This is a genomic window from Methylobacterium sp. NFXW15, from assembly GCF_049887755.1.
Classification (GTDB): domain Bacteria; phylum Pseudomonadota; class Alphaproteobacteria; order Rhizobiales; family Beijerinckiaceae; genus Methylobacterium.
The window spans coordinates 347,808-371,191 of sequence record NZ_JAGEKG010000002.1; the positions used below are offsets into that span (position 1 = coordinate 347,808).

At 67.0% G+C, this 23,384-nt stretch carries 24 protein-coding genes; 15 read left to right on the plus strand and 9 right to left on the minus strand.

The genetic code is table 11. From position 1 onward, the window contains the following. The first annotated feature begins 1 nt into the window (after nt 1). The 4 genes from J4O73_RS05960 (at nt 2) to J4O73_RS05975 (ending at nt 2,928) form a co-directional block, all read left to right on the plus strand. The gene (locus tag J4O73_RS05960; protein WP_426215511.1) at nt 2-1,375 is read left to right on the plus strand and encodes an MBOAT family O-acyltransferase; all 1,374 of its coding nucleotides are present in this window, start codon (nt 2-4) and stop codon (nt 1,373-1,375) included. A 213-nt stretch (nt 1,376-1,588) separates the two neighbouring features. Then, the gene (gene dksA / locus J4O73_RS05965) at nt 1,589-2,008 is read left to right on the plus strand and encodes an RNA polymerase-binding protein DksA (protein WP_378966230.1); all 420 of its coding nucleotides are present in this window, start codon (nt 1,589-1,591) and stop codon (nt 2,006-2,008) included. A 51-nt stretch (nt 2,009-2,059) separates the two neighbouring features. Beyond that, complete coding sequence (locus tag J4O73_RS05970; RefSeq protein WP_426215513.1) at nt 2,060-2,458, plus strand: hypothetical protein; 399 nt, start codon at nt 2,060-2,062, stop codon at nt 2,456-2,458. Continuing rightward, nucleotides 2,455-2,928: a hypothetical protein gene (locus J4O73_RS05975; RefSeq protein ID WP_426215515.1), complete on the plus strand. Its 474-nt coding sequence runs from the start codon at nt 2,455-2,457 to the stop codon at nt 2,926-2,928. Before J4O73_RS05970 ends, J4O73_RS05975 begins: the two co-directional genes overlap by 4 nt. 12 nt (nt 2,929-2,940) lie before the next feature. Here the strand turns inward: J4O73_RS05975 and J4O73_RS05980 are convergent, their stop codons facing one another. Both J4O73_RS05980 and J4O73_RS05985 read right to left on the minus strand, forming a co-directional pair. Next, on the minus strand, nt 2,941-4,212 hold the full coding sequence (locus J4O73_RS05980; RefSeq protein WP_426215517.1) for an NAD(P)/FAD-dependent oxidoreductase: 1,272 nt from the start codon (nt 4,210-4,212) through the stop codon (nt 2,941-2,943). Nucleotides 4,213-4,298: 86 nt separating this feature from the next. After that, nucleotides 4,299-4,607, minus strand: a complete 309-nt coding sequence (locus tag J4O73_RS05985) for a hypothetical protein (protein ID WP_426215519.1) — start codon at nt 4,605-4,607, stop codon at nt 4,299-4,301. A gap of 224 nt (nt 4,608-4,831) precedes the next feature. On the opposite strand from J4O73_RS05985, the gene gltX reads away from it, so the two are divergent. Further along, a complete protein-coding gene (gltX, locus tag J4O73_RS05990; protein ID WP_426215521.1) occupies nt 4,832-6,166 on the plus strand; it encodes a glutamate--tRNA ligase in 1,335 nt (444 codons plus the stop codon). Between the two features lie 60 nt (nt 6,167-6,226). Continuing rightward, the gene (locus J4O73_RS05995) at nt 6,227-6,511 is read left to right on the plus strand and encodes a hypothetical protein (protein ID WP_426215523.1); all 285 of its coding nucleotides are present in this window, start codon (nt 6,227-6,229) and stop codon (nt 6,509-6,511) included. Nucleotides 6,512-6,560: 49 nt separating this feature from the next. On the opposite strand, the gene J4O73_RS06000 is transcribed toward J4O73_RS05995, so the two are convergent. After that, nucleotides 6,561-6,995 (minus strand): hypothetical protein, encoded by a 435-nt coding sequence (locus J4O73_RS06000; RefSeq protein WP_426215525.1) that lies wholly within the window; start codon nt 6,993-6,995, stop codon nt 6,561-6,563. A 260-nt stretch (nt 6,996-7,255) separates the two neighbouring features. Here J4O73_RS06000 and argS point away from each other — a divergent pair, with 260 nt between their 5' ends. The 6 genes from argS (at nt 7,256) to tatC (ending at nt 13,486) form a co-directional block, all read left to right on the plus strand. Further along, nucleotides 7,256-9,007 (plus strand): arginine--tRNA ligase, encoded by a 1,752-nt coding sequence (gene argS / locus J4O73_RS06005; RefSeq protein ID WP_426215527.1) that lies wholly within the window; start codon nt 7,256-7,258, stop codon nt 9,005-9,007. Nucleotides 9,008-9,058: 51 nt separating this feature from the next. Beyond that, nucleotides 9,059-10,429, plus strand: coding sequence for an SPOR domain-containing protein (locus J4O73_RS06010; RefSeq protein ID WP_426215528.1), 1,371 nt, complete (start codon nt 9,059-9,061; stop codon nt 10,427-10,429). A gap of 186 nt (nt 10,430-10,615) precedes the next feature. Next, nucleotides 10,616-11,623 (plus strand): beta-N-acetylhexosaminidase, encoded by a 1,008-nt coding sequence (gene nagZ / locus J4O73_RS06015; RefSeq protein WP_426215529.1) that lies wholly within the window; start codon nt 10,616-10,618, stop codon nt 11,621-11,623. Between the two features lie 154 nt (nt 11,624-11,777). Further along, nucleotides 11,778-12,050: a twin-arginine translocase TatA/TatE family subunit gene (locus J4O73_RS06020; RefSeq protein WP_378966208.1), complete on the plus strand. Its 273-nt coding sequence runs from the start codon at nt 11,778-11,780 to the stop codon at nt 12,048-12,050. A 93-nt stretch (nt 12,051-12,143) separates the two neighbouring features. Next, the gene (tatB, locus tag J4O73_RS06025) at nt 12,144-12,689 is read left to right on the plus strand and encodes a Sec-independent protein translocase protein TatB (RefSeq protein WP_426215532.1); all 546 of its coding nucleotides are present in this window, start codon (nt 12,144-12,146) and stop codon (nt 12,687-12,689) included. After that, entirely contained in the window at nt 12,686-13,486 is an 801-nt protein-coding gene (tatC, locus tag J4O73_RS06030; RefSeq protein WP_426215533.1) for a twin-arginine translocase subunit TatC, read from the plus strand. Before tatB ends, tatC begins: the two co-directional genes overlap by 4 nt. A 129-nt stretch (nt 13,487-13,615) precedes the next feature. On the opposite strand, the gene tyrS is transcribed toward tatC, so the two are convergent. Further along, complete coding sequence (tyrS, locus tag J4O73_RS06035) at nt 13,616-14,884, minus strand: tyrosine--tRNA ligase (protein ID WP_426215535.1); 1,269 nt, start codon at nt 14,882-14,884, stop codon at nt 13,616-13,618. A gap of 113 nt (nt 14,885-14,997) precedes the next feature. Here tyrS and J4O73_RS06040 point away from each other — a divergent pair, with 113 nt between their 5' ends. Further along, complete coding sequence (locus J4O73_RS06040) at nt 14,998-16,131, plus strand: anhydro-N-acetylmuramic acid kinase (RefSeq protein ID WP_426215537.1); 1,134 nt, start codon at nt 14,998-15,000, stop codon at nt 16,129-16,131. Then, nucleotides 16,128-16,724, plus strand: coding sequence for a DUF3578 domain-containing protein (locus J4O73_RS06045; RefSeq protein ID WP_426215538.1), 597 nt, complete (start codon nt 16,128-16,130; stop codon nt 16,722-16,724). The genes J4O73_RS06040 and J4O73_RS06045 overlap by 4 nt, the downstream gene beginning before the upstream one ends. A gap of 48 nt (nt 16,725-16,772) precedes the next feature. On the opposite strand, the gene J4O73_RS06050 is transcribed toward J4O73_RS06045, so the two are convergent. The 3 genes from J4O73_RS06050 to J4O73_RS06060 form a co-directional block, all read right to left on the minus strand. Next, nucleotides 16,773-17,591 (minus strand): transglutaminase domain-containing protein, encoded by an 819-nt coding sequence (locus J4O73_RS06050; protein WP_426215540.1) that lies wholly within the window; start codon nt 17,589-17,591, stop codon nt 16,773-16,775. A 70-nt stretch (nt 17,592-17,661) separates the two neighbouring features. Next, the gene (locus J4O73_RS06055) at nt 17,662-18,216 is read right to left on the minus strand and encodes a response regulator (protein ID WP_426215994.1); all 555 of its coding nucleotides are present in this window, start codon (nt 18,214-18,216) and stop codon (nt 17,662-17,664) included. A 161-nt stretch (nt 18,217-18,377) separates the two neighbouring features. Continuing rightward, complete coding sequence (locus tag J4O73_RS06060; protein ID WP_426215542.1) at nt 18,378-19,559, minus strand: transglycosylase SLT domain-containing protein; 1,182 nt, start codon at nt 19,557-19,559, stop codon at nt 18,378-18,380. Nucleotides 19,560-19,835: 276 nt separating this feature from the next. Between J4O73_RS06060 and alaS the strand changes: the two genes are divergently transcribed. After that, nucleotides 19,836-22,499, plus strand: a complete 2,664-nt coding sequence (gene alaS, locus J4O73_RS06065) for an alanine--tRNA ligase (RefSeq protein ID WP_426215543.1) — start codon at nt 19,836-19,838, stop codon at nt 22,497-22,499. Nucleotides 22,500-22,566: 67 nt separating this feature from the next. On the opposite strand, the gene J4O73_RS06070 is transcribed toward alaS, so the two are convergent. Both J4O73_RS06070 and J4O73_RS06075 read right to left on the minus strand, forming a co-directional pair. Beyond that, nucleotides 22,567-22,854, minus strand: coding sequence for a hypothetical protein (locus J4O73_RS06070; RefSeq protein WP_426215545.1), 288 nt, complete (start codon nt 22,852-22,854; stop codon nt 22,567-22,569). A 116-nt stretch (nt 22,855-22,970) separates the two neighbouring features. Then, complete coding sequence (locus J4O73_RS06075) at nt 22,971-23,384, minus strand: DUF2147 domain-containing protein (protein WP_426215547.1); 414 nt, start codon at nt 23,382-23,384, stop codon at nt 22,971-22,973.

Sequence of the window (23,384 nt, forward strand, 5' to 3'; positions counted from 1 at the left end):
GATGCTTTTCAATTCCTACGTCTTCCTGCTGGCCTTCCTGCCCGCCTCACTCGCCCTGCATGGGCTGATCGCGTGGGCCGCGCCCCGTTGGCGCCTGCCGCTGCTCGTCGTGCTGTCGTTCGTGTTCTACGGATGGTGGGACGTGCGGTTCGTGCCGCTGCTCGCCGGGTCGATCCTCATCAATTGGCTGGTCGCGCGCGCCTTCGGGCGGAGCCAAAGCGGCTGGCTGATCCCGGCGGCGATCACGGGCAACCTCGCCCTTCTCGGCCTGTTCAAATACGCCGACTTCCTGATCGATCTGGCGGGGCGGCTCTCCGGCAACGAGCCTTCGACGCTGGGTCTCGCCCTGCCGCTCGGCATCTCGTTCTTCAGCTTTCACCACATCATGTATCTGGCCGATCTGAGGGCGGGACGGGCGCCGTCCTTCGGCCTGGTCAAGTACGCCCTCTACATCTCCTTCTTCCCACAGGTCCTCGCCGGCCCTTTGGTGCGCTGGTCGGAGATTATGCACCAGTTCGACGAGCGGCCTTACGCCCGGCCCGATGCCGGTGAGCGCTTCGGGCGCGGCTTGGTGCTGCTTGCCGTGGGCCTCGCGAAGAAGGTGTTCCTCGGCGATCCGCTGGCGGCCTACGTGAACCCGGTGTTCCAGGCGGCGGCGCAGGGCAAGGCGATCGGCTTCGGAGAAGCCTGGCAGGCGACCCTCGGGTTCACCTTCCAGATCTATTTCGACTTTTCCGGCTACACGGATATGGCGCTCGGGATCGCGCTCATGTTCGGCCTCGTGCTGCCGCAGAATTTCGACGTGCCTTACCGCGCCACGTCGCTTCAGGATTTCTGGCGCCGCTGGCACATGACCCTTTCGCGGTTTCTGCGCGACTACCTCTACATTCCGTTCGGCGGGAACAGGCACGGCTTGCCGCGTCAGGTCGGAGCCCTGTTCGCGACCATGGCGCTCGGCGGCCTGTGGCACGGGGCGGGGCTCACGTTCCTGGCCTGGGGCGCGCTGCACGGGGCTGGCCTCGGCGCGGGGTTGCTGGCCCGCCGGGCGGGCTGGCGCATCCCGGCCCCGGCCGGTTGGCTGATGACCAGCCTGTTCGTGGCCCTGACCTGGGTGCTGTTCCGCGCGACCTCGTTCGATGCGGCGCTCGCCGTCTACAAGGGGCTCGTCGGGCTCAGCCACAGCGTATCCGAGTTTAAATGGCGATCCATCGCCATCGCCGCCCTCGTCGCGACCCTCGGCCCCACCGCGTGGAACGCCGTCCATCGCTTGGCGCCCAGCCGTGGCCTCGCCCTCACGGTGGCCCTTCTCTTCGTCGTCGTTCTTCTGAAAATCGGCGACGACGCCAATTACGAGTTCATCTACTTCCAGTTCTGAGCGACGCTGTGAAACGGAGCAGAGATCGCCAATGCGATCATTTGTTTGATCACCGATGACGCAAAGCGCTGACCGTAACCGTGGCACTCAAGCCGCACGCGCCGACACAGTGCGGAGCCGGTGGTTGCGCCGCGTTGTGGTGGCTCCATGCCTCGACTATACGGCACCCATTATCGCCGCATACCGGCCATCCTATTCGGAAGAGGGCGACGCATGGCGAAGGTGACTCTGGAGGACGGTTACGTCCCGTCCGACGACGAGCCCTTCATGAATGAACGGCAGCGCGAATATTTCCGCCGCAAGCTGCTGAATTGGAAAGGCGAGATTCTGCGCGAAGCGCAGGATACGCTGACCGCGTTGCAGAGCGAGAACGAGAACCATCCCGACATTGCGGATCGCGCCTCGTCCGAGACCGATCGTTCGATCGAATTGCGCGCCCGCGACAGGCAGCGCAAGTTGACCGGCAAGATCGACGCCGCCTTGGCGCGGCTGGAAGATGGATCCTACGGCTTCTGCGAAGAGACCGGCGAGCCGATCTCCCTCAAGCGTCTCGATGCGCGACCGATTGCAACGTTGTCGCTCGAAGCGCAGGAGCGCCACGAGCGTCGCGAGCGCGTTTACCGGGACGATTGAGCGACCCCTTCCGTCTCGGCGGGCGCGGTCGCGCGCCCTTCGGAGCCTTTGATGCGATCCCTGCTGGCCGCCGCGCTAATCCTCGCCTTGGGAGCCTGCGGGGAATCGAAGCCCGGCCCGGCCGGTCCGCCCGGTCCCAAGGGAGACCAAGGCCCCGCCGGTCCGCAGGGGCCCGCAGGCCTGAACGGTGCCACGGGCGCTCGCGGCCCAGCAGGAGAGCGTGGGCCTGCGGGGGAGCAGGGCCCGCCTGGAGCGGCACCCAACAGTCAGATCCGCCTCGACGTCGCCTGCCGCAAGGACGAGGAAATGATCGGCGCCTATTGCCGCGGCATGTCCGTCCTACCCACGGTCAGTGTGACGGAGGGGATCGCCACCGTCGCCTGCGTCGATCTCAACGCCAAGCCCGCCAAGGATGCCACCCCCGTGGCCGTGTGCATGAGGAAGCCGTGAGACGCGCCGTCATCCTCGTCGTCGCCCTGATCGGCGCGACATCCCCCGCCGCCGCCGAGCCCTTCGTGCCGGGCGACCGGCAGGCCGTCGATCTCGTGAAGACGCATGTCACGCAAGGCTTCATCAGCGTCTCGCTGACGATCGCTCATGCGGAGCGCGTGAGCCGGGGCGCTTTTACCCTGGCCGGATACCGCGTCGAGCAGCGGCCGGGCGAACCGTTCAAGCATGTCCGGATCTGCTACCGACTCGGTATCGACCCGCCGGTCTGCGGCGTCGAATATCTCGTCGGTACGAACCCGCCCCATGTCGAGCCGTCCGACCGCTATGACGGTCTGGGACGAGATCTCGAACATGGCCCCCGCGCCTTCCTCCGTGCCCTCGCGCGCGAGGCATCGCTCCAGCGACAGCCCGACATGATGCGCCGGATTCAGGCGGCGCTCGATCCGTACAACCCCTACGATTGGCGATAGGGCCAAACCGGGTCAGAGCAGCCGCGGAAAACCCAGCAGCCGCTGCGGGGCGAAGGGCGCGATCGGCACCACAGGGCTGCGCCCCGTGGCGAGGTCGGCCACGATCTCTCCGGTGATCGGCCCGGTGGAGAGGCCGATATGGCCGTGCCCGAAGGCGAAGATCAGGCCCTTGTGCCGGGGTGCTAGGCCGATCACCGGCATTCCATCCGGCGTCGCGGGGCGAGAGCCGAGCCAGGGCTCGTTGTCGATCGGACCGCCGAGGCGCAGCGTCTCTGAGGCTTCGCGGCTCGCCGCCTCGATCTGCGCGTGATTCGGCGGCGCGTGCCGGGCGTTCAGTTCCACTCCCGAGAGGACTCTGACTCGGTCCGGCCCCATGGGCGCGATGATCGAGGCCGCGCCGGTATCGAGAACGGGGCAGGAGAGGGGTGGGCTGTCCGGGTGGAGCTTGTAGTGGCGGTGGTAGCCACGCTCGGCCGCCACGGCAAAGCGGTAACCCAGGCTCCTCGTCAGCGTCCCCGAGGCGACCCCTGCCGCGATCACCACCTGCTTGGCGCGCAGCGTCCCGCCCTCGTAGGCGATGGTCCATCCCTCGGCCTCCGGCGACAGGCGCGTGACGCTGCCGCGAAGTCGACGTCCTCCAAGCTTCTCGAACAGCGTCTCGCAGGCCTCCACGAGGCGGCCCGGCTCGCGCACCGAACCCGTCTCGGTCAGGATCATCGCCTTCGCATAGCGGCGAACGAGGGCGGGCTCCCGTTCGCGCAGGGCGTCGCCGTCGAGGATCGTGAAGGACACGCCGTGGCGTTCTAGGATGTCGCGTTCGAGCGCCGCCCCGGCAAAGGCGGCATCGGTGCGATAGGCCTTGATCCAACCCGTGCGGGCGAGGCGATCCGTGGTGCCGGCCTTGACCGCGAGGCGTTCATGCGCGGCGTAGCCGGCTGTCGTGAGCGGGACCAGCGCGGCGGCGGCCTCACGCCAGCGCGATTCGCGGGCGCGCGCCATGAAATGCGCGAGATACGGCAGGATGCGCGGAAGGTGCGCATAGTCGAGCCGAAGGGCGCTGTCGGCATTGCGTAGATAGGACGGGAGCTTCCCCCACAGGGCGGGACTCGCCATGGGCAGAATCGAGCCGCGGCTCACCACGCCCGCATTGCCGTAGGAGGTGCGAGCCCGCGCCTCACCCGGATCGCACAGCACCACGTCGAGACCGCGCTCGCGCAGCGCCAGGGCCGAGGCGAGGCCGACCAAGCCTCCGCCGATCACTGCGATATCCGCACCCTTGTCCATTCCAACACCGCCGCCGGGCCGCCTGAAGACCGCCTTGTGGCGGATTCTGACGGACCGGGACAGGTCGCTCACGGAATGGCAATGCCTTATGAACCGCCACCCCCGCTGCCGCCGCTACCGCCACCGGCCAATGGCACGGCGCGGGTTTGCTGCTCGGCATTGCCGCCCACCGCCGTGTCGGTGGTGATCGTGTCCGCGCCGGAACCCGACCGGGCGATGGTGGTGTTCGCGCCAGGGCCGCTCTTCTGCGTATCGGGGGCCACCACCACGGTGCTGTTGGGCGGTGTGGTCGGCGACACGGCTTTCGGCGGCCCGATATCGCGCGGTGCCGGAGGCTTGTTGCCCGCGTCCTGCGCCACGGCGCTCCCCGCCGCTAGGGAGACAAGGAGGATCATCGCTGTTCGCATTTCTCACCCCGTTAACTGTGAAGCCGACTGATCGGCCGGGCCGCCCGCCTCGCGTGGCGCGGCGCGTGCCCTCGGGATGGCTCACACTCCCGTGAACACGGGCAGACAACGTGGAGAGGCGTGCGGTGTTTCATCCGACGCACGAGAATGCGGCCTCATCTCCGCTGTGCAAAGTCCGGGAAGGCTGGATCGCAACCTGCTAAGGAGCGCCCATGATTCGCGTTCGCTTCGCCCCGTCGCCCACGGGCTACCTCCATATCGGCAATGCTCGCCCGGCCTTGCTCAACGCGCTGTACGCACGGCGTCACGGCGGGCAATTCCTGCTCCGGCTGGACGACACCGACCTCGCCCGCTCGACGGAGGCGTTCGCGCAGGCGGCCCGCGAGGATCTGGCGTGGCTCGGGATCGAGCCGGACCTCTTCGCCCGGCAGAGCGACCGCAAAGCCGAGCACGACGCGGCTGCCGAGCGGCTGAAGGCGGCGGGACGCCTTTACGCCTGCTACGAGACCCCGGAGGAACTGGACCGCCGCCGCAAGCGCCAACTCGGGCGCGGACAGCCGCCGATCTATGACCGGGCCGCCCTCAAGCTGACGGCGGAGGAGCGCGCGGCCTTCGAGGCGGAGGGCCGCCGCCCGCATTGGCGTTTCCTGCTGGATGCCCGCACGGTCGCCTGGGACGACCTCGTGCGCGGACCGGCGCATATCGATTGCGCGTCGCTCTCGGACCCGGTCCTGATCCGTGAGGACGGATCGTATCTCTATACGCTTCCTTCCGTGGTGGACGACATCGACTTCGGCATCACGCATGTCATCCGGGGCGAGGACCACGTCACCAATACCGGGGTCCAGGTGCAGATCTTCGAAGCCTTGGGCGCGCCCGTGCCGGTCTTCGGTCACCACAACCTGCTGACCACGGCGGATGGCGAGGGGCTGTCGAAGCGTCTCGGTCACCTTTCCCTGCGCGGCCTGCGCGAGGCCGGTTACGAGCCGGGCGCCGTCCGCTCGCTGGCGGTACTGACCGGCTCGGCGGAAGCCGTGCGCGCGGTGGAAGGCTTGGACGAACTCGCTGAGATCATCGACCTGTCCGAGATCTCCCGCGCCCCGGCTCGATTCGATGAGAGCGATCTCGACGGACTGAATGCCCGGCTCATTCACGCCATGCCCTATGAGCAGGCGGCTGAGCGGCTTCGCGCCCTCGGCGTGCCCGACGACAGGGCCGAAGCGTTCTGGCTCGCAGTGCGGGCCAACCTCGGCAAGGTGGACGACGCGGCGCAATGGTGGCGCGTGGTCGAGGGCCCGGTGACACCGCAGATCGAAGATGCTGCCTTCATCGCGGTCGCTCGCGAGACGCTACCGCAAGCGCCCTTCGACGCAACCACGTGGAAGGGGTGGACGGCCGACGTGAAGGCGCGCACCGGCGCGAAGGGGAGGGCGCTGTTCATGCCGCTCCGTCTCGCGCTGACCGGGCTTGACCATGGGCCGGACCTCGCCGGACTCCTGCCCCTCATCGGTCGCGATCAGGCGCTGGAACGCCTCTCGGTTGATTGAAAGCTCGCCTTAACCATCCGGGCGCGAGATTCGGCGCGTCCGGAAGGGAGCGATTCAGGCATGACCGAACTGACGCACGAGAACGCGCACGCCGTCGACCGGCTGACTCTGCACCTGTTGCAGGATGCCTATTTCGATGTGGTCGCCGTCCTGCGCGGTGCCCAACCCAAGGCCGCCGCCGCGATCCTCGCGGTGTTGGAGCAGCGGGTCGCCAACACGATCACACGCCTCGAACGGGAAGACGCCAGCGAGGAGGATGGAGCCGCCCTCGCCGTCGCCGTGGGCGCGCGGCTCGATGCCATCATGAAGCAGGCTCATGGCCCGGTGGTGGCCCGCGCCGCCTGATTGAACAAGCCCGGGGGCGGCCGGTCGATCCCGGCCGCCCCAGGCTCTCTCAGCAGCCGCAGCGCGCGCCGTAGCCGTAGCCGTACCCATAAGAGGCCGCTGGAGCGTAGCCGTAGCCGTATCCGTAGGACGGCGCGTAGCCGTAGCCGTAAGAGGGGGCGTAGCCGTAACGGTAACCGCCATACCCGGCCGGGTAGCCGTAGCCACCATAGCCACCGTAATAGCCGCCCGTCACCGCGCTCGCGGCCAGGCCGAGCCCCAGGCCGATACCAGCGCCCGCGAGGCCGTAGCCCAGCCCCCGTCCGTAGCCGTGACGATGGCCATAGCCGTAGGCGCGATAGCCGCCGTAGCCACGGTGGTACCCGCCGTAATGGCCGCCATATCCGCCGCCATATCCGTAGGCGCGGTAGCCGCGAGCCTCGGCCGAGGGGGCGGCCACCATGACCGCGCAGAGGGCCGCTCCGGCCAACATCAAATGCTTCATCGCGCTCACTCCAGGCGAGGATTTATTGTAAACCCGAGCAGATCAGCCCCTTGTCCTGTCTCCGACAAGGATTCGTTCGGATTTCAGTAGTCGTGCCCATGGGAAAGGCCGCGCGTCGCGGCGGTCGGTGACAGGGCGCCCCGCCCTTGCTATGCGGCATGCCTCTTCGGCACCCTGCCCCCCGGAACCGTCTCGCGGTATCGCGAATCGGTTTTGCGTCGGCGGAACGAGGCCGGGACGACACTCTGAGACGATCGGCAATGAACATCTTCGCCCAGTTCGAGGCGCGTGTGCGCGAGGCCCTGGAGGCGCTGACCCGAAGCGGGACGCTGCCGGAGGGGCTCGATTTCGGCCGCGTCGTCGTCGAGCCGCCGCGCGATCCGTCTCACGGCGACCTCGCCACCAACGCGGCGCTGGTCCTCGCCAAGGACGCCAAGACCAATCCGCGGGCGCTCGGCGAGGCTCTGGCTCAGGAGCTTCGTGCCGATGAGCGCGTGGCGGAGGTGTCGCTGGCCGGACCGGGCTTCATCAACCTGAGGCTCAAGCCGCAGGTCTTCCACGAAGTCGTCCGCTCGGTCCTGTCCGATCCGTCGGGATTCGGCCGCGTGCAATTGCCGGGCGGGCCCGTGAACGTCGAATACGTCTCGGCGAACCCGACCGGGCCGATGCATGTCGGCCACGGGCGCGGTGCGGTCTTCGGAGACGCCCTGGCGAGCCTCCTCGTCGCCGCCGGGCGAAAGGTGACGCGCGAATACTACATCAACGATGCGGGCGCTCAGGTCGATGTGCTGGCCCGTTCGGCCTACCAGCGGTACCGGGAAGCCCTGGGCGAGAGCTTCGCCATCGGGGAGGGGCTGTATCCCGGCGATTACCTGCAGCCGGTGGGCGAGGCGTTGGTCCAGGCCCATGGCCGCGCTCTGCTCGACAAGCCCGAATCGGAATGGCTGCCGATCGTCCGCGACCTCTCGGTCGGTATGATGATGGATGTGATCCGGGCCGATCTGGCCGCCATCGGCATCAGCCACGACGTGTTCTTCTCCGAGCGGAAACTGCATGAGAGCGGAGCCGTCGGTTCTCTGCTCGAGGATCTGCGCAAGCGCGGCCTCGTCTACGAAGGGCGGCTTCCTCCACCCAAGGGCCAGTTGCCCGAGGATTGGGAGGATCGCGAGCAGACGCTGTTCCGGACCAAGGATTTCGGAGACGACACCGACCGTCCTTTGCTGAAGTCGGACGGCAGCTTCACCTATTTCGCCGCCGACATCGCCTATCACCGCGAGAAGGTGCTGCGCGGTGCGGAAGAGATCATCGACGTGCTCGGCGCCGATCATGGCGGCTACGTGAAGCGCATGCAGGCCGCCGTGAAGGCCGTGAGCGACGGCAAGGCTGTGCTCGATGTGAAACTGTGCCAGCTGGTGCGGCTCCTGCGCGCGGGCGAGCCGGTGAAGATGAGCAAGCGGGCGGGCGAGTTCGTCACCCTGCGCGACGTGATCGATGAGGTCGGCCGCGACGCGATCCGATTCATGATGCTGTTCCGCAAGAACGACGCGACCCTCGATTTCGACCTCGCCAAAGTAGTCGAGCAGTCGAAGGACAACGCCGTCTTCTACGTGCAGTACGCCCATGCCCGCGTGCGCTCGGTGCAGCGGCAGGCGCGGGAGGCGTTCCCGGATGCCGACCTGTCGCCGAAAGCTTTGCTTTCTGGGGCCGACTTCAGTGTTCTGACTGATTCGGGTGAGGCGGAGATGATGCGCCTTATTGCTCAGTACCCGCGCATCATTGAATCGGCCGCCATGGCCCACGAACCACACCGCATCGCGTTCCAGTTGTACGATCTTGCAGCGTCGCTGCACGGTTTCTGGAACAAGGGCAAAGACTTGCCGCAATTACGGTTTGTTAATGCAACCGATCGAAAGTCCACATGGGCGAGGTTAGCGCTCGTTGAAGCCGTTCGATCGGTGTTGGCGGACGGTCTCAGCCTTCTTGGGGTGAGCGCGCCGGACGAGATGCGCTAGCCCGAATCGGTCCGGTGAAGCACCGGCCCGCCATTGGTTGAGGATGCTGCCATGACGAACGCGTCGCGCGCTCAGATCGATCTGGAAGCACTCGCGCGTGATCTGCGTCATGACGAAGCGGTCGCGCGTGCGAACAGCAAGAACGATCCCCTGGCCGAATTGGCCAAGATCGTCGGCCAGGACGACCCCTTCCGCGCCCTCTTAGCGGCGCGCGACAATACCCGCCCGGCCCATGAGGCCGAGGCGAGTGCGCCTCAGCATACGGCCTCCGCTCACGACCAGACTTGGTCGGAGCGTAGCGAGCCGCGGTTCGGGGCCGAGGAGTCGGCCCGGCCGAACCCGGCTGACGCGTTCGATCAGTATCTCGCCTCCGTCGAGCGCGACATGCACAGCTACCCGGAGGCGGATGCGGCCGCCGAGGCGTCCGACGACAGCGAAACCTATGACGACGCCCGCTCCCTTCGCCGGGCCCCCCCGCGCCGCCGCTTCGCGTCGGTGGGAGCTGGCCTCGCCGTCGTCGCCGTCGCCGTGACCGGCGCGCTCGCCTACAAGGGCCTGAGCGGCAAGAGCGATGGAACCATTCCGATCGTCACCGCGGACACGACCCCGTTGAAGGTCGCGCCGAAAGTGGCCGATGGCGTCGAGATCCCGGATCAGAACCGCCAGATCTACGATCGCAACGCCACCAGCAAGGATAGCGGTCAGATCAAGGTCGTGAACCGCGAGGAACAGCCCCTCGACGTCAATGAGGCATCGCGCGTCGCTGGCGGTACGTCCGCCAATGCCTCCGCGCAGGGCACGACCCCCGGCAACGCTCCGTTCGAGGCGTTCGGCGAGCCGCGCCGCGTGCGCACCGTGTCCGTGAAGCCCGAAGCTCCTCCGGCGCCGCCGCCGCAGGCCGAGGCGCCTCCGGTGCCGGTTCCGACCATGGTCCTGCCGGGCAATGACGCTGCCGCGCCCGCTCCGGCCAAGCCCCGCTCCGTGGTGCGCCAGCCCGATCCCGCTCCGGTCGTCGCCACGGCCACGCCCACGCAGACCGCCGAGGAGCCCCGCGCTCCGAAGCCCGTCGCCGCGCCGAAGAAGGCGCCGCAGCGCGTGGCCTCCGTCTCGCCCGAGACGATGCCCGCCGCGAGCCCCGAAACGACGCAGGCCACTTCGGCGATCGACACGACTTCGCCAGTCAGCGGCTTCTCTGTGCAGCTCGGCGTGCGTGGTTCTGCCGCCGATGCGCGCTCCGCCTTCCGCCAGATGCAGGGCAAGTACAGCCAGCTCGCTGGCAAGCCGGAGCTGATCCGTCAGGCCGAAGTGAACGGCAAGACGATCTTCCGTGTCCGTGTCGGGCCGCTGTCGAAGGACGAGGCATCGAGCCTCTGCTCCTCGCTCCAGGGCGCGGGCGGCCAGTGCTTCGTGGCGAAGAACTGAGCCTCTGCGACGCGAGCGCCTGACGCGCCCGCTTTCCCCGACCGAGTCCGGACGGCCACACCTCTCCCCGCTTTCGTCGAGCCGACCCTTCGGGGCCGGGTCGACGTCTTGCGCGACGGGCGGGTGAGCCTGATTCTCACGGCCTCGATTCGCTCTCCCGGTCCCTTTGCCCCGGAACGCTGCCCGATGACCTCCCGCGCCCTGATTCTCGGCTGCGCCGGCAAGACACTCCTCCCCGAGGAGGCCGCCTTCTTTCGGGATGCGCAGCCCTGGGGCTTCATCCTGTTCAAGCGCAACATCGGCACGCCGGAGGAAGTCCGCGCCCTGACCGCGTCCCTGCGCGACTGCGTGGGTCGCGCCGAAGCGCCGATCCTGATCGATCAGGAAGGCGGGCGCGTTCAGCGCATGGGGCCGCCGCACTGGCCGAAATACCCGGCGGGGGGAAGCTATGGCCGCCTGAACGGCTCGGCCGAGACCATTGCCCGGCTCGGTGCGCGACTCATCGCGCACGATCTCGCGGAGGTCGGCATCAACGTCGATTGCGCGCCGGTCCTCGACGTCCCGTCGCCGGGCTCGCACGATATCATCGGCGACCGTGCCTATGGCGACAGCCCCGAGGCTGTGGTGACCATCGGCCGGGCGATCGCCGAGGGTCTGATGGCCGGAGGCGTCCTGCCCGTCATCAAGCACATGCCCGGCCATGGCCGTGCAGCCTGCGACAGTCACAAGGATCTGCCGGTGGTGGACGCCGCGCTCGGCGACCTGCGCGGGCGCGATTTCGGGCCGTTCCGTGCCCTGGCCGATCTCCCCATGGCCATGAGCGCCCACGTGGTCTTCACCGCCATCGACCCGGACCGCCCCGCGACACAATCGCCCGTGGTGATCCGCGACATCATCCGCGGCGAGATCGGTTTCGACGGCCTTCTGATGACGGACGACCTGTCGATGCACGCGCTGACCGGGCCGTTCCGGGCTCGGACGGAAGCCGCCTTCGCGGCGGGGATCGACATCGCTCTCCACTGCAACGGCGTGGCGGAGGAGATGCGTGCCATCTGCGAGGGTACGCCCCTGCTGACCGGCGATGCCGCCCGCCGGGCCGACGCTGCCCTGGCCCGCCTCGAGGGCCTAAACGACGGCCTCGACCTACCCGAGGCACGGGCGCGTTTCGCCGCCGCCTTCGCCACCGCCGCCTGACGGTAGGGCCTCACCCTCCACCGCCCCGTGCCCTCAGCCGTCCGCTTGCGCTTGTGTTCCGGGAGCGCGCTCCCTAGGTTCGCGGGAAATTCCTCAATGGACGGGGTGCTCCGGTCGCATGGCCCTTGGGCCGCGCGGAGTGCAGGAGGTTGTCATGGGTAGCATGAGCATTTGGCACTGGGTCATCGTCGCGGTCATCGTGATGCTGCTGTTCGGGCGCGGCAAGGTGTCCGATTTGATGGGTGACGTGGCAAAGGGCATCAAGGCGTTCAAGAAGGGCATGGCCGAGGACGAGACGCCTCCGCCCGCTCAGCCGGTGGCGCCCCCGGCCCAGCCTGTTCGCACCATCCCGCATACCGCGGAGACCAGCCCCGGCACCGCCGTTCCGGCGAGCCACCTCCCGGGTGGCGACAGCAAGACCATCTGAGCCGTCAAACCGGGAGCCGCCGGGGCGCGCGCGCCCGCTCGCAGAGAGGCGTGAGGGGAGCGAGACCCCCACGGCCGCAGGACCGTCGACGACATGCTGGACATGAGTTGGGGCGAGGTGATGCTGATCGGCGGCGTCGCCCTCATCGTCATCGGGCCGAAGGACCTGCCCAAGGCGTTGCGCACGGTCGGGCAAGTCACGTCCAAGCTGCGCCGCATGGCCGGCGAGTTCCAGATGCAGTTCAACGAGGCGATCCGCGAGGCGGAGCTCGATGAAGTGCGCAAGGAGGTCGACGGCATCCGCGATACGATGCGCGGCACCTCGAACTTCAATCCGGTCCAGACCATTCGCGATGAACTGCGTGGCGCCGTCGAAGGCCGCGCCACAAAGGCTGAGACGACATCGTCGTCCCTTACACCCGAAGTGGAGACGTTCGGGCCGCCCAAGCCCGAACCGGTCATCGAGAGCCCGCCGCCTCCGCCAGCGCCGAAGCCGCGAAGCCTTGCGGACGCGACGGCGAAGTTGAAAGCCGAGAGGCAGGCTGGGCAAGGCGGATCCCTGCCCGTGCCGGGCTCGGTGGACGATCCTTACGGCACTCCCGAGCCCACGCCCATGCGTAACGAGACGGCGGCACAATGATCAGCGACGCCGACGAGGCCGAGATCGAGGCATCACGGGCGCCGCTTCTCGAGCACCTGATCGAGCTGCGGTCTCGACTGATCAAGTCGTTGATTGCCTTCGTGCTGATGTTCTTCGCGTGCTTCTTCTTCGCGCGCGATATCTACAACATCCTCGTCTACCCCTACGTCTCGGTCGTGGGGGCGCAGAATGCCGAACTGATCGCCACGCACTTCCTCGAGCAGGTGTTCACCAACATCAAGCTCAGCGTGTTCGGAGCGGCCTTCCTGGCCTTCCCGGTCATCGCCACTCAGATCTACGCCTTCGTGGCCCCAGGACTTTATCGCAACGAGCGCAAGGCGTTCCTGCCTTACCTCGTCGCGACGCCGATCTTTTTCGTGCTCGGCGCGCTCGTCGTCTTCTTTTTGGCGATGCCGCTGCTCATCAAGTTCTCGGTGTCGTTGCAGCAGGTCGGTGTCGCGGGCGAGCCGACGATCAAACTGCTGCCGAAGGTCGACGAGTATCTCTCGCTGATCATGACGCTGATCTTCGCCTTCGGCCTTGCGTTCCAGCTTCCCGTCATCCTCACCCTGCTGGGTCAGGTCGGCATCATCGACGCCAAGTTCCTGCGCGAGAAGCGGCGCTATGCCATCGTGCTGGTCTTCGTCGCGGCGGCGATCCTGACGCCGCCGGACGTCATCTCGCAGCTGTCGCTCGCGATCCCGATGCTGCTGCTCTACGAGGCATCGATCTTCTCAGTGACCCGCGTCGAGGCCCGGCGTAAGGCGCAGCGCGCGGCGGATGGGTTGGAGCCGTAGAGCTCCTCCCGCTTCCCTACCTTCATCGTCATTGCGAGCAGAGCGAAGCAATCCAGGGCTGCGCCACGTCGTCCATACGGTGCGCTTCCCTGGATCGCTTCACTGCGTTCGCAATGACGGTGGCCGGTGTCAGCCCACCCGCAGCAGCACGTGCTTCTTCTTGCCGAAGGACAGCTTGATCACGCCATCCGCCGTCAGGTCGGAGGGGCGCAGCACCGCCTTCTCGTCGCTCACCTGAACGTCGTTCACGCGCAGGCCTCCGCCCTTGATCTGGCGCCGAGCCTCGCTGGTGGAGGGAACCAGCTTGGCATGGTCCGGCCCGAAGGCGCTGAGCACGCCGAGCCCGGCTTCGAGCACATCCGCCGGGACGGTGATGGTCGGCAGGTCGGCGGCCAGCGATCCTTCCACGAAGGTCTTGCGCGCCGTCTCGGCCGCAGCCTCGCCGGCCTCCCGCCCATGCATGAGGGCGGTCGCTTCCGTAGCGAGAACCTTCTTGGCTTCGTTGATTTCAGCACCTCCCAGCGCCGAAAGCCTTGCGATCTCATCCATCGGCAACAGCGTGAACAGCTTGAGGAAGCGGGATACATCCGCATCCTCGGTGTTCCGCCAGAACTGCCAGTAATCGTACGGCGCCAGCATCTCCGGGTTCAGCCACACGGCCCCGGCGGCCGTCTTACCCATCTTGGCGCCAGAGGACGTCGTCAGCAGCGGGCAGGTGAGCGCGTAGAGCTGCGGCGTGCCCATGCGGCGACCGAGATCGATGCCATTGACGATGTTGCCCCACTGGTCCGATCCGCCCATCTGCAGGATCGTCCCGTAGCGGCGGTTCAACTCCACGAAGTCGTAGGACTGGAGAATCATGTAATTGAATTCCAGGAACGACAATTCCTGGTCGCGCTCCAGGCGCAGTCGCACGCTGTCCATGGAGAGCATGCGGTTCACCGAGAAGTGCCGCCCGATATCGCGCAGCATCTCGATGTAGTTGAGCTTGGTCAGCCACTCGGCGTTGTCGACCATCACCGCGTCGTTGCCGGTCTCGCCAAAACGAAGGAACCGGTCGAAGGTCTTGCGGATCTCGGCCTTATTGGCGTCGATCTGCTCGATCGTGAGGATCTTTCGCGACTCGTCGCGGCCAGACGGGTCGCCGACGCGGGTCGTGCCGCCACCCATCAGAGCGATCGGCTTGCCGCCGGTCTCCTGAAGCCAGTGCAACATCATGATCGAAAGCAGATGGCCGACGTGCAGCGAGGCCGCCGTGCAATCGTAGCCGACATAGGTCGTCAGCCGTCCTTCCGCCGCCGCGGCGTCGATCCCGGCCATGTCGGAGGCTTGGTGGATATAGCCTCGCTCGGTCAGGATCCGCAGAAAGTCGGATTTGGGCGTGAAGTCGGCGCTCATCGGTGTCACGGAGTCCGGGGCGGGCGACAGGGTGCGGCCCGCGTGCTAGCTCCCCGTTTTGGGGATCGGCTGGGCTCTTAACAGTCCGGTCCGGGAAAGGCACGGGGGAAGGTATGGCGATGTCGCGCGCGATCGGCCTGATGAGCGGCACATCGCTCGATGGTGTCGATGTCGCGCTGATCGAGACGGATGGCGAGACCGTCCATGTCGTGAAGAGCCACAACAACTTCCTCGAACCGCTCGGCCCCACCGGCTATCGCGGCTATTCCGATGAGGAGAAGGCGCTGCTGCGCGCCGCCACAAAGGATGCCGAGGCCATCGTTCAGCCTGGCGACCGGCCAGGGCGTCTGCCGGAAGCCGAAACCTTCGTCACCGAAGCCCATGCCGAGGCGGTGGAACGCTTTCTCACCGAGAACGACCTGAAGCCCTCCGATATCGACGTGATCGGTTTCCACGGACAGACCGTGATCCACCGGCCGGATCACCGCATCTCCGTGCAGATCGGTGATGGGCAGGCTCTCGCCACGCGGTTGGGCATCCCGGTCGTGTCAGACCTACGCCGCGCGGATGTGGAGGCGGGAGGGCAGGGGGCGCCGCTGGTGCCGGTGTTCCATAAGGCGCTGGCCGAGGCATCGGGCTTCACCGGGCCGGTCGGCATCCTCAACATCGGCGGGGTCGCCAACGCGACGCTCATCGATTCGAAGGGCGGGGTGATCGCCTTTGATACGGGGCCGGGTAACGCCCTGATCGACGAGTGGATGCAGGAGCGTGAGGGCAAGAACCTCGATGATGGCGGTCGCACCGCCGCGCGGGGGCGGCCCGACGAGCCGCTGCTGGCGTGGCTGCTGACGCACCCGTTCTTCTTCCGCAAGCCGCCAAAATCCCTCGACCGGAACTGGTTCTCGCACAAGCTCGCGGGGCAGCTCTCGACGGAGGATGGCGCGGCGACCCTTACCGCGTTCACGGCCCGTGCGGTGGCCCGCGCCCTCGACCATGCTCCCGAGATCCCGACCCGTTGGGTCGTGGCTGGCGGCGGGGCGCGCAACGGCGAGTTGGTGCGGCTGCTGAACTACCATCTGCGTTCGGAGATCACGACGGCGGACGCCATCGGCTGGTCCTCGGCCTATCTCGAAGCGCAGGCTTTCGCGTTCCTCGCGGTGCGTTCGCAGAAGGGGCTGCCGATCACCTTCCCCGCAACCACCGGGGTACGCGAGCCGATCAGCGGCGGTAGCCTCGCCCTGCCGTGAGCCTCGGCTATGCCCTGCGCAGAATCATCGAGGAATACCCCCTCGCCAAGCTGGAGCCGCCTGCCGGGCATGTCCTCGCCGCGGTGATCCGGAAGGGCGCGCCAGACGAGTTGCGCCGGGCGCTGGAGCCGATCGACGGCACCTTTCTCGTCAAGGGTTCGCCGGGGCGGGGAACACGCTGGGCCGCCGTCCCGTGGCTCGCCGTGTTCGATCCGGTCGTCACCACCAGCGCGACACGAGGCTACTATCTCGTCTACCTCTTTCCTGCGGATCGGGAGCGTGTGCACTTGTCCCTTGCGCAAGGGACGGTGGCGGCCCTGCGCGAGCACGGTCCTCGCGGGTTGGCGCATCTGCGCGCCAGTGGCGACAGGCTGCGAGAGAGGCTGTCGGATTTCGCCGGGCGCCTTCCTGTCGCGCAACTGCGCCTCGGCACAGCAGGCGAATTACCCGAGGGCTACGAGGCCGCGCACATCCTCGGCCTGTCCTATGGCCTGGAGGATCTGGGCGATGAGGCACGCCTTCGTTCGGACCTTGCGATCGGCGTCGAAGCCTACCGGACCCTCAAGGCGCGCGGCGGCCTCGACGGCCTTTGACGCCCGCTTTCGTCGATGCGCCGCGCTGCTGCCGATGACGTCAAAACCTTAAACGACCTCGTCCGTATGCACTTCGAACCGGGCGAGATGGGTGAAGCCGAAATTCGTAGAGATGGCGACGTCGGTCGCATCCCGCCCACGAGCCATTACAATCCGCCCGATGCGTGGGCGGTTGTGGCGAGCATCGAACGTGTACCATTGCGGCCCACCCGGTCCGTCGAGATAGACCTCGAACCATGCCGAAAAATCCATCGGCGCAGGGTCCTTCGGCACGCCGATGTCGCCGAGATAGCCCGTCGCGTAACGCGCCGGGATATTCATGCAGCGGCACAAAGTGATGGCGAGATGGGCGAAATCCCGGCAGACGCCCTCGCGCTGCATGAAGCCGTCATAGGCGGTGCGGGTCGCGTCGGCGCGCTGATAGTCGAAGCGGATATGGTTGTGGACGTAGTCCACGATGCTTTGCACCCGCCACCAACCCTCGGGGCCGGCACCGAATAGGCCCCAGGCAGTCTGGGAAAGCTTGTCCGTATCGCAGTAGCGCGAACCGAGAAGGTAGACGAGCACCTCATCCGGCAGGTCCTGTACCGGAATCTGCCGCGCCTCCGGCACGAACGGGTCGGGCAAGCCGCTATCGTAGACGTCGAAATCTGCGGAGACCGTCAGGCGTCCGGGTGGCACGACGATCCGATGGCAAAGGTTGCCGAAGTCGTCCCGGTATTCCCGCGTTTGGACCGGTGGATCGAATGTGAGCACGTGCGGTGTCAGCACGTCCGGCATCCGGGTGGGATGCACACTCAACATCAGGATCATAGGCGTCGGTTGCGTCGTCTCGTAGGCAATATCGAAGCCGGTTCTAATCCGCATCGTGCTCACCTTGCCTTTTCAATTCCAAGGCGAGACTCGTGCCAAGGCGCGCGCTCAGGGCGTGCGCTCCCTACACGACGGGCGGGGCTTGTTCGCGCGCAGCGCGTTCGGCTTCGACAAGCACGTCCATGGGTCGCCAGGGCTTGGCGATGAAGACAGCATCCGTCGGCAGGTCCGGCCTGCGGATGCCATGGCCCGAGGTGATCACGAGCCGGGCACGTGGCCACAAGGTCGATACGGCGCGGGCGAGTTGCAGCCCATCCATCTCGCCGGCGAGTCGGACATCGGCAAAGACCAGCGCAACTTCGCCGCCCCGCTGTCGGAGGACGGCCAGAGCCTCTTCTGCCGTGGGGCAACCGACGACTTCGAGCTCCGTCTCTTCGAGCAGAGTTTCGGCGAGTTGACGGATCTCGGGCTCGTCCTCGACCACGATCGCGAGGTGGACCGGCTTGCTCTCGCCGGCCGCGCGCACGGTCTCACGCGATGCCTCGGCAACGATCGGTTGTGATTGCTTCACCCGGCGCACGAGCGCGGCCAGATGAGGTGGCACACCCTCGGTGATCAGATCGTCGTAGAACGAGGCCAGGGTCTGGCCGATCTGATCAAGCGGAACGCCCGGTGTCAGCGTATCCGTAAAGGGCGAGTGCGTATCGGAATACGGTTTCCTCAAAGATCCCCCCGACACAGTGTCATGCCGCACATCCGCGCAGCTACCTGGGTAGAGAAGTCGGCAATCGGCAGTGGGTTGCGATTGCTAAGTCAAATCACGCACGGATCGCGAGAGGTTTACTGCGTCTCGACCGCGGATTCGGTGTCGGCGTAGGCCATAATTCCCGAGATGGCGCGGACATTCTGATAGCGGCTGCCGCGCGTCTGCATCATCGCTTCGAACTTCTCGTGTACCTCCGCCACGGACAGGCTCAACGGCTTCCGGTGGCGACCGCGCCCGACGAAGCGATTGGCCGCGAAGAAGATCGACCGATTAGCGCGGGCCGGGCCCGGAAGCAGCACGGCGGCAGCGGCGGCGGGCTTGTTCACGACCTTGTCGAGGAAGTCGCCGGCATCGTCCGGGCCGAGGAAGTGCGCCAGATAGACTTCGCCGAGGGTCAACTCTCGGCCGATGCGCTGGCTGATGCGCGCCGCATCGCGCTTCAGCATCTCGCCCGCCATGAGGGCCGAAAGGTAGGGATCGCGGCGCAGGTCGAGCACGCGGGCCCGCTCGGCCGAGTCGGCGATGACGGGTTTGTCGTTCGCGTCGGCCGTAACCAGCGCGGCTTCTTTGGCGAGGCCGTATTTGGGGCCGAAATCGCGGACCACGCCGAGCCAGGTGCGCTCGATGAATTGGTAGAGGCCGGTAGCCGATGAGGTCTTGGCCTGCACGGCCGTGATGAAGCTCGACTCCTTATCCGCGACCGCCATGAGCAAGACCGGATCGGTCTGAACCGTCTGCGCCGCGCGCACGATGGTCTGCACGAGGTGGCGCCGGATCTTCATCGGTCCGAACTCGAGGATGTCGTTCGGATCGCCGGTGGACGATTGCGACAGCAGGTAATCGTAGGACACCCGGTCGACCGAGCTCGAACCGACATCGGTGTCGAGGTCGTGGACCGGGGCGAAGCTCGACGAGGCCCGAAGCGTCGCTTTCTCGAGGTCTTCGCTGAGGGCGACGAGGTGCAGGTTCGGGCGCGGCATGCGCACCTCGGTGGCGGCTTCCGCCGGAGAAACCGCCTGCGGCAGGCCGATCTTGCTGAGATCCACGCCCGAGCCGATCAGCGCGGCGCTGATCGAACCAGCGAGCAGCGTGACGGTGAGGAGCGAACGGACGAGGGCGGGCGTGCTGCCGTGCGAGGTGCCGACGGGCTGATGCGCGGCGATGGCGCCGTTGCCGCCCTTGCCGAAGCGACGAACCTCCGGCGTGCCGGACTTCGCGTTAATCGTCTTCCTCGATCCGACCGCGCGGCCCTGCATCGTGATTCCGTTTCCCGCTGCGCCAGTCGGCGCCGATGGGCTTAATCTGGCTTGACAGATGTGGCGACAACACGGCCGCGCTTGTGGCGAGCGTGGGGCATTCCCAGGCTATTTCACGGCGCCGTCGCTATTCGCCCCGGCAATTCGCGCTCTCAGGTGCAAGCCGCATTCTGGCGCCGTGACTCCCGCCTGTTCCATCCTTAAGAGGACCCTACAGGGGGGTGCGCCGAAGCGTGCCCCCAGCTAGTGACGTGAGAAGCCTGAAGAGTCTGCCAGATGAGCGGCGTCAACGAGATCCGGTCGACCTTCCTCGACTTCTTTGCGGAAGCTGGCCACACGGTCGTCCCGTCCTCGGGGCTGGTCCCGAAGAACGACCCGACCCTGATGTTCACGAACGCCGGAATGGTGCAGTTCAAGAACGTCTTCACGGGCGTGGAGAAGCGGCCCTACGATCGGGCCGTCACGGCCCAGAAATGCGTCCGTGCGGGTGGCAAGCACAACGATCTCGACAATGTCGGATACACGGCGCGCCACCACACCTTCTTCGAGATGTTGGGGAATTTCTCGTTCGGCGACTATTTCAAGGAGCGCGCGATCGAGCTGGCCTGGACGCTGATCACCAAGGAGTTCGGCCTCTCCCCGGAAAAACTCCTCGTCACCGTCTATGCCGATGACGACGATGCCGCTCTGCTGTGGAAGAAGATCGCGGGCTTCTCGGACGACAAGATCATCCGCATCGGCACGTCGGACAACTTCTGGCAGATGGGCGATACCGGCCCCTGCGGGCCGTGCTCGGAGATCTTCATCGACCAGGGCCCGGAGCTGCGCGGGGGACCGCCAGGCAGCCCGGATGAGGATGGCGACCGCTTCCTCGAATTCTGGAACCTCGTGTTCATGCAATACGAGCAGACGGAGCCGGGGGCGCGCAACCCGCTGCCGCGTCCGTCCATCGACACCGGCATGGGCCTGGAGCGCATGGCGGCCGTCCTCCAGGGCGTGAAGTCGAATTACGATACCGACCTGTTCAAGGCGCTGATCGAGGCGGTGGCCCATGCGGTCTCCCGCGCGCCGGAGCCGTCGACGATGGCATCCTACCGGGTGATTGCGGACCACCTGCGCGCCTCGTCCTTCCTCGTGGCGGACGGCGTGCTGCCGGGCAACGAGGGGCGTGGCTACGTCCTCCGCCGCATCATGCGCCGGGCCATGCGTCATGCCGAGATCCTCGGCGCCCGCGAGCCCACCATGTACCGGCTGGTGCCGGCCCTCGTCCGCGAGATGGGGCAGGCCTATCCCGAACTGATGCGAGCCGAGGCGCTGATCGGCGAGACGTTGAAGCTGGAAGAGACGCGCTTCCGCCGCACCCTGGAGCGCGGCCTGTCGATCCTCGATGCCGAGAGCCGCGACCTCAAGGAAGGCGAGAAGCTTTCCGGCGACACGGCCTTCACCCTCTACGACACATACGGCTTCCCCCTCGACCTGACGCAAGACGCCCTCAAGGCGCGCGGCATCGGCGTCGACACCGACGCCTTTCAGGCGGCGATGCAGCGGCAGAAGCAGGCGGCGCGCGAGGCGTGGAAGGGTTCGGGCGAATCGGCGACCGAAACCGTGTGGTTCGGCGTGCGCGAGCGCGTCGGCGCCACCGAATTCCTCGGCTACGAGACCGAGGCCGCCGAGGGCGTGGTGACGGCTCTGCTGCGCGACGGCGCCGAGACCGCTGAACTGTCCGCGGGCCAATCCGGCATCGTGGTCCTGAACCAGACCCCGTTCTACGCGGAATCCGGCGGTCAGGTCGGTGATACCGGGCTGATTGTCTCGGGCGGCCTGAAGGTGCGCGTCACCGACACCCAGAAGAAACTGGGCGACCTCTTCGCCCACGTGGTGTCCGTCGAAGAGGGGACGCTGCGCATCGACCAGCCGGTGGAGCTGAAGGTCGATCACGCCCGCCGCCGGGCGATCCGTGCCAACCACTCGGCCACCCACTTGCTGCACGAGGCGCTGCGCCAGGTGCTGGGCGATCATGTCGCGCAGAAGGGCTCGCTCGTCACGCCGGAGCGCCTGCGCTTCGACATCAGCCACCCGAAGCCGATCGAGGCCGAGGAGATGGCTCGCGTCGAGGACATCGCCAACGCCGTGCTGCTGCAGAACGAGCCCGTCGTGACCAAGCTGATGGCTGTGGATGATGCCATCGAATCCGGCGCGCGGGCGCTGTTCGGCGAGAAGTATGGCGACGAGGTCCGCGTCGTCTCCATGGGGCTCCCCGTAGGCGAGACCAACGCCAAGGCGTTCTCGGTGGAGCTCTGCGGCGGCACCCATGCCGGGCGCACGGGCGATATCGGCGCGATCACCATCGTCTCGGAGAGCGCGGTCGGTGCAGGTGTGCGCCGCATCGAGGCGCTGACGGCCGATGCGGCCCGCCGCTACCGTGCCGAGGAATCGCGGACGCTCGCGTCGCTGGCCGGTATCCTGAAGGCCCCCGCTGCCGAGGCGCCGGATCGTCTGACGGCCCTCATGGAGGATCGTCGCCGCCTGGAGCGCGAGCTGACCGACGCCCGGAAGAAGCTCGCCATGGGCGGGGGCGGGTCTGCTTCCGCTGATGCGCCCAAGGATGTCGCGGGCGTTCCGCTAATGGCACGGGTGGTCGAGGGCGTGGAGATGCGCGACCTCAAGAGCCTCGCGGATGAGGGCAAGAGCCGCCTCGGCTCCGGCATCGTCGCCATCGTCGGCGTCGCCCCGGATGGCAAGGCCGGTCTCGTGGTCGGCGTCACCGAGGATCTGAGTGGCCGTTTCGATGCGGTCGCTCTCGTCCGGGCCGGAGCAGATGCCCTCGGCGGCAAGGGCGGCGGTGGCCGCCGCGACATGGCCCAGGCCGGTGGCCCCAATGGTGCCGGGGCACAGGCTGCCCTCGATGCCATCGAGAAGGCTCTCGCCGCCTCCGCTTGAGGATTGATTTCGACAAAAAAGAAGGGCCGCACCTCATAGGTGCGGCCCTTTCCTATTTCGGATCGCTTTATCGGCCGCCGCCAGCGCCACCCTGCGGCGCTGCGCGCGACGGCTGGCCGGCGTTACCCGCAGCGGCCGAGTCGTTCGAGATCGTATCGGCAGCACGGCCTGTAGGCGTGTAAGTAATGGCGCCCGCCTCGCCCGTGGCGTTGTTCAGAGGCGTCACGACGCCCGGTGCACCCTGGGGCACCACGACGGCGGTTGCGGTCGGAGTCTCGATCACCTGCGCAAAGGCGGGCGTAACGAGGGATGCCGCGAGGGCGGCGGCGAGCGTCAGCTTGGTGAAGGCGGTCATGTGTACCCGTCCCTGATGTGTGGGACGGGGAACCTGGATTGCGCACCATCGATCCGGCGAACGACCGCGCTGTGTGCGTCACCACACAAGACTTCGGGGATTGAAACCGGATCCAGTTATTTCGTACGGGTCCACGTTTGACTCTTGCACAGGAAGCCGAGCACGCAGCCCGAGACCTCCAGCGTATCCGGCTTCGTCAGCTTCATGGAGCCGGAGTAGGTCTTGCCGTCGTTCGGGTTGTAGAGGCTGCCGGAGAAGCCGTTTCCATCAGGCTTGCGCGCATCGAGGATCTGTACGCCGATGACGCTTCGGCCACGCAGGGAAGCGTCAGGATTGTTGGCATCGAGCGCCTTGCCCGGCGCGCTGACGATGGTGCCGCAATAGCCGCCGCCACAGGGGGCGATCTTGACCTTCGACTTGCCCGTCTCCGTAAGCCAAAGGCCGCTCGGATCGCCGGACGCGGCCTGGACCGTCCCGGTAAGGGCGACGAGCAGCGCAAGGGAGGCGAGGCGCAGCGAAACGGATGTCAC